This window comes from Phocaeicola sp. (assembly GCF_057861905.1).
This window is the reverse complement of the sequence record NZ_DBMACV010000106.1, coordinates 1-6,861: the sequence shown is the minus strand read 5'-3', so window position 1 is coordinate 6,861 and position 6,861 is coordinate 1. Positions and strand designations below refer to the sequence as shown.

Sequence of the window (6,861 nt, the reverse complement as noted above, 5' to 3'; positions counted from 1 at the left end):
GAAGTAAAAGAGGTGGTTCTCTTTGCTAAGGTAGTTCATTCTACCTTAGCTTTACTTCCTTTTTTTGTTTTTATCGAAAAACGTTTAGGACAACATTGATCCTAAGGACAATTCGATACCCTGGTTTCGTACGGCACCAGTCTGTATATAAAGAGCTGAATAGCCTGATACACCCAGTTCCGGGTTGAATGTCTGATTCTTGGTAACCGTATTATAGTAAGTTAAGTCCAAGTTGAAGTCTTTCAAGAAGCGCATGGTTAAACCTACTTCCCATGATTCGGTACGTTCCGGCTTCAAGTTATACAGAGGGTACTGAGTTGTATTACTCCATTGTCCGGTACTTGCATCCCATTCATAACGCGGATTGGCGATATAACGTTCAAAAGCCGTACCTACCGATGCGAAAGAAGCACGCAGTTTCATGTATGAAAGATAATCCTGATTCAGATTCGGCATCAGTTCAGATAGTACAACTGAAGCACCCACAGATGGATAGAAGAACGATTTGCTTGTAGAGTTAGGACCTGCCAGCTGTGAAGGCCAGTCATTACGTCCGGTCAATGTTAGGTAATAAGTACTCTTGTAACCAATTTCGGCAGAAGCGAAGATTGATTGAGTCTGTTCTCTCCATCCGCTTTGCAGGCGAGAAGTCTTCTTTGCACTTAAGTTCTGTATATTAAACTCGTTGGCAAGTCCCGGAGTTTCTCCTTCAAAAGCAGAAGTTCCGTCGGCGATAGGTCCACGAATTTCGAGTACATCCGAACGCATATCTGTAAATGAAGTACCGATATTGGCTTGCAAGCTCCAGTCTTCACCAAATGTTTTGTTGATGTTTACCAGGAAGTCTGCATAAAGCTGTTTATCTTTTGATGTAGCATTTGTATACAAACCACGGTTAGACATTTCTGTCATTTGAGTGTTGGTTCCTGCATAATATTTTTCGGTATAGGTATTGATTGAATTATCCAGACGGACACGTCCGCTTACACTTAACCAATCCAGAATCTTGTAGCTCAGACTTGCGTTCAGCATATAACGGTCTTTGTCATTGTTACGCAACTGACGGTAATTTACCCAATACGGGTTCTGCATGACAATACCGGCATCACCTACAGGCCAGTATTGTGTATTGAGCTTACGTACCGGATCGTAGCGTTCGTACATCTTGATATCTTCCCAGTCGTTACCCCGCGGGAACAGATATGCACCAACGATAGGGTTGTTATATGTTCCCTGATTAACCATATTCTGGTCCTTTTGAAGTACATAAGTAGCACCTACATCCAAAGTCATTTTATCATCAAGGAAGGTTGTTGTGTTGCGGAAACTGAAGTTGTAACGAGAGTATTTGTTATTGGGAACAATACCTCTTGAGTTTACAGCTGCAGCCGATGCATAAGTCTGATTCTTCTCAGTACCTGTAGAAAGAGATATACTTTCTGTTCCGGTAATACCTGTCTGGAAGTAGTCGCTGACAGGATCGAAACCATACGAATTGGCTTCGTTCAGTCTTTTTCCCCAGCTGTGAATCTGGTCTGCATCAGAATAAGAACTTCCTGTTCCATAGCGGTTCTGGAATTTCGGTGTGACAAATGTGTTTGAGAATTCCGTATTGCTGTTTACTGTAATGCTTAAACGTCCTTCCTTTCCTTTTTTGGTTGTGATGACGATAGCACCGTTTGCTGCATCAGAACCATAAAGTGCCGCTGCAGCCGCACCGGTCAGCACAGACATTGATTCGATATCTTCCGGATTGATATCTGCAATAGGTTCAGTTGCACCTTTTGAGCTAAATTCTGTACCCCCTTCGTTTGTACCTGCATACATAGGTACTCCGTCGATTACGTAGAGGGCATTCGAAGACTGCATGATAGATTTTGTACCACGCATTACAACTTTTGATACACCACCGACACCGGATGATGATGCATTGATGGTAACGCCGGCTACTTTACCACTCAATGAGTTGATGAAGTTAGCATCTTTGTTTCTTGTCAATTCATCGGCATTTACCTGCTGCACATTGTATGACAAGGCTTTTTCTGAACGTTTGATACCCAACGCCGTTACTACTACTTCTTCCAGCACTTCGGTATCTTCTTTCATGGTAATGTCGATTGTGTTTTTACCGGTAACCGACATTTCTACGTTTTTATATCCCACATAAGAATATTGTAGAATAGCTCCATCGGGGACTGTCAATGAATAATTACCATCAAAGTCGGTAATAGCTCCGTTGGTTGTACCTTTTTCAATGACCGTTACGCCAATCAGAGGTTCTCCTTTCGCATCTACGATTCGTCCGCTGACTGTTTTTGTTTGCTGCTGTGCAGCTTTTACTGATGATGAAGAAGCGGAAGTAGAAGCTTTTGACAAATATACCACATTCTCGTCAACTCTGTAGCTGATACCTTTTCCAGCTAATGCTGTTTTCAATACTTCTTCAACAGAAGCATCCTTTACATTGACCGATGAGATTGGAGTATTTGCCAGATCGTCATCATAAAAGAATTGATACTGAGATTGTGATTGAATTTGCTTGATCATTGTCCCTAATTGGGCATTCGATAAAGCAATATTCAACTGCGCTGACGCAAACTGTGATGGTACAGTAAACAGCGTCGACAGCAATAACGCCCGAAGTAATTTTTTCGAGCACTTGCAAGAGTTTTTGCTTCTCATACCTGCTTTTTTAAGGTTATACATTAAACTATTTATTTTATTTTCGTTTTTATAAAATGCTAAAGCGAATAAAAATCAAGTATATAACAAACATACCTGTCCGAAACACTTACTCTTACTGAAATATTTTTTTGTTTTTTCTTTCTATTGTTTTTAACTTGATTGATTATCAGTGGTTTATTTGATTGCCGTTGGCTACTTTTATAAATGTCAGGCTCTTATTTTCCTAAAGATTTCTTCTTGTCGTCCGTTTGTCTCGATCTTTCTTTGAAAATTTGTACAAAAGATTTTAGAATTTGTACAAAAAATCCTGGAATCTGTACAAAAAAATTTTTTTTCTCTTGACAAATTCCAGGATAGAAGGTTACGTTATTCCTATTCTTTTAATAAATATCTAAGGAAACCTTTTCTTTACTTTCTGCTGGTTCTTCGGGAAGTTGCTGGCTGTTGATAGATGATTGTGTAAAGCGTACATCTTTTGTATTCATTAAATAATATGGATAAAGTGCAGTCTTTACGTGAAAATTTTCAATCGTTATGTTATGGATTTTATGTTCTTCATTGCCGTCCATAAAGATTGCATAATTGTCGGCTGTGTTTGCCGTAACGTTACTTATATGAAAGTTTTCGTAAAGTGCCTGATAATTGCCGCCCCGGAAGCCGAAATAATTTGTTTCGAAGCGGAGAATAGCTCCTTTGGCACGTTCTACCGTAATACTGTCGACGACAATATTGCGTATATATCCACCCCGGTCTCTGTTCGACTTGAAGTAAATGGCATTTTTTACGGTACCGATTTCTATGTTGTTCATATAGACGTTTGAAGCTCCTCCCGACATCTCGCTGCCTATACAAAGTCCGTTGCATTCAGAGTGGAAGATGCAGTTGCGAATAACTATGTTACGTGACGGCCGGCCGATATGTCTTCCGTCGGTATCTCTTCCGGACTTGATGGCAATTGCATCATCTCCGGTCTGGAAAGTACAGTTTTCTATAAGGACATTGCTGGTTGATTCCGGGTCGCAACCATCGTTGTTTGGAAAGTGACTGTCTATAGTAACGCCTCTGACAATAACATTGTCGCAGTAAACCGGATGTATTGTCCAGAAGGGAGAGTCTTTTACAGTGATTCCTTCTATCAGAACGCGTGAACATCCAAAGGGCTGGATGCAGGATGGACGCAGGACGGTACCTTTGCCGAATATACGTTCGTTTACAGGTACAAGCTTGTCTCCCATTTCGCGAAGGCGGTCGCGGTCGTTGGCTTCAATCTTACTCCATGCTGCAAATTCGATTCCTCCTTGTGCATCTATTGTTCCTTTTCCTGTAATGGCAATATTATTGGCGTGGTAGGCATAAATCATCGGGGAATGTCCGTAAAGCTCTGTGCCTTCCCAGCGTGTCAGTACGACGGGCAAAAAATCGGATGACTTTCCGCTGAATTGCAGGTATGCTCCTTCGTCTAAATGAAGATTGACGTCACTTTTTAAATGCAAGGGACCGTTTAGGTAATAATGTCCTTGAGTCACTTTTACTACACCTCCTCCGCTGACCGAGCAAGAATCTATGGCTTTCTGCAATAAGAAGTGTGCACTGTCTTTGTTCTCGGGGGTGTTTATTACGATTACTCTGTCGGGAAACGACGTAAGTGCAATGTTCTTGATGATTTCTTCCTGTGGGGTAGAGGGAGTGTTGGGCTGTTGGGGCGAACTGCATGCTGCAAAAAATCCGCTGCCCAGTAAGAAAAGATACTTTGTCAGTTTCATGGTATTTGTTATTTAATGTTTGTTTTCATAGAAGGTCCGTCGTGTTCGTATTTAAACCAGTCGAAAGCTGCTTTACCGTCGGATGATAAAGTATTGTAACAGTAGAGTCCAATTCGTACTCCTTTCCAGTTGCCAAACTTCATGCTGAAAGGAGTTCCAAATTCTTTATATGAATTTCCGTCCTGACTGATCAAAAATTCGTATCGGTTTTCTTTTGCATCAGTTTTCAGACGGAGGTAAATATTTTCTCCGGCAATCGGTTCAGCTTGTTTCCTAACACCATCTTTTTCAAAGTATACTATGTTTTTCCCGTTTTGTCTTGCTATTCCTACAAGATAATTTTCTTTACCGATACATGCCATACCGCAATGTTGTCCTTCCGCCAGTCCGGTATACGACATTTGAGTTGTAGCGACTCCTTTGTATCCCATGGTTTTTTGTGTGAATGTATTTCTGGCTTGCTTAAAGTTTTCGGCTTTTAATGCGTGAAGTGTCAGCATGTCTTTTTGTTCGGTAAGCGACCATGCACTATTTTCAGGATTATGATTAAACTGCCATTGTAACGATAGAGTTTCGGAAGAAAAGTCATCGTCGGTTTGCGGAGCAGTTATAGGTCCCTGTTGTCCGGTACGAGGTTTAGTCCATACAGTTACTGGTTCACCTATCCCGTTCATGTCTATGTCTACACCGATGACCGGCCAGTCATTTTTCCAATGCATGGGTTGCAGATGTACGACTCTGCCCAGCGGATTATATTGTTGAAAATGGAAAAAGAACCATTCTCCATAAGGGGTATCTACCATTGCCCCCTGATGTGGTCCGTTGATATTTGTACTTCCTTGTTCCAAAACTACTTTTTTTTCGTAGGGACCATAAATGTTTCTGGAACGTAAGATGGTTTGCCATCCTTCAGAAACTCCTCCTTCGGGAATACTTAAATAATAATAACCATTTATTTTATGAATCTTTGTTCCTTCTGCCACGGGTCCTGTATACACCGTGCGTCCTTCATCAAGTAGTCGGGTTCCGTCTGCCGACATCTTGTGGATGATGATGGGACCTGCTCCATGAATACTTCTTCCGAGATATGCTTGTCCGTCGTCGTCCCAAAAAGGGCAAGGGTCTTCCCATTTTTCTACATGACAGACATTCAGCAAGGGTGTCCATGGACCGGCTGGGCTTGTGGCATTCGACATAAATAATCCTTCGTCGGGGGTGCAGAAAAATATCCAGAACTTTCCGTCGTGATAACGAATTGTAGGGGCCCATGAACCTCCGGCGTAATGTTCGTTTTTATCCCATCCGGGGAAATCGAAACGTGAATAGACTTGTGACAATAGTTTCCAGTTCACCATGTCTTCCGATTCAAGAACTTGCATGCCTAAAAAATGGAAGTCGGATGCCACCATATAATATTTATTTCCTACACGGATAACATCAGGGTCGGAGTAATCGGCATTTAATATGGGGTTGATATATGTTCCGTTTCCTTGGTCTCCCCAAGTGTTAAGTGGGGTTGGAGAAGAAGATGTGTTTTGCCCGATACTATTTAGACATAAAAATGAGATAGTGCTTAATAATAATATACGTATCATAATGACTCCTATTATAAAAAGAGCCATGCATACTTTTATATACATGGCTCTTATGTATTATTATTTGTTAATAGCCTGGGTTTTGTTCTATAGTTGCTTGATTTAAATCAATTGCAGCTTGAGGTATAGGACGTAATATCTTATATTTTCCGTCAGGACCGGTCATTGCTGCTTCTGAAACTCCATCTTCATTATATTGTGTAACGTATTCAATTAATTTATGAGTACGTTTTAGATCTGTCCAACGGACGTATTCACCTGCTAATTCACGAGCACGTTCGTCTAAAATGAAATCGATTGTGATATCATTTGAATTAACAAGCATATCATTTTCGAATCCTTCTTTTACTGTATTGGGGCGTTTTCTTAGGTCGTTAATCATTTCGGCAGCTTTATCAGGCTGATTGTTTTTGTAATACGCCTCAGCTGCGATTAAATAAGCTTCCCCTAAACGAGCTAATACGACATCGTGCATGCTACATTGAGTACTGCGATTGGCAATTGATGTTTCAGTATAGTCATCGAATTTTTTTATACATGCATTCCCAAAATCTTGAGAACGTCTGTCTTTATAAGTTGCAGGTTGTCCGTTGGAAGGAGCAATACCTCCTTCTGCAATTGTCTTGCTTACTATTGTTTCTGTCTTTATGCCATTAGGATCATCTGCTCTCCATGCAGCTATATCTTCATCTGTAGCCCATGCTGGTGCGTAATAATATAACGTGAGTTCGACGAATTCAAAACAAAGCGAGCTGTGTGTCAAGAGTTCTTGTAACATTGATACACGGCTTCTTCGGAAAGCAACAATATGCAGCAAT

At 41.0% G+C, this 6,861-nt stretch carries 1 protein-coding gene and 2 pseudogenes; all 3 read right to left on the bottom strand.

Annotated elements, in window-relative coordinates:
- Positions 1 to 102 precede the first annotated feature (102 nt).
- Positions 103 to 2,682: pseudogene (locus ACZM60_RS14015) on the bottom strand (SusC/RagA family TonB-linked outer membrane protein); the annotation flags it as partial.
- Between the two features lie 383 nt (positions 2,683 to 3,065).
- Positions 3,066 to 5,992, bottom strand: a pseudogene (locus tag ACZM60_RS14010) (family 43 glycosylhydrolase).
- Positions 5,993 to 6,110: 118 nt separating this feature from the next.
- On the bottom strand, positions 6,111 to 6,806 hold the full coding sequence (locus ACZM60_RS14005) for a RagB/SusD family nutrient uptake outer membrane protein (RefSeq protein ID WP_489521800.1): 696 nt from the start codon (positions 6,804 to 6,806) through the stop codon (positions 6,111 to 6,113).
- Positions 6,807 to 6,861 lie beyond the last annotated feature (55 nt).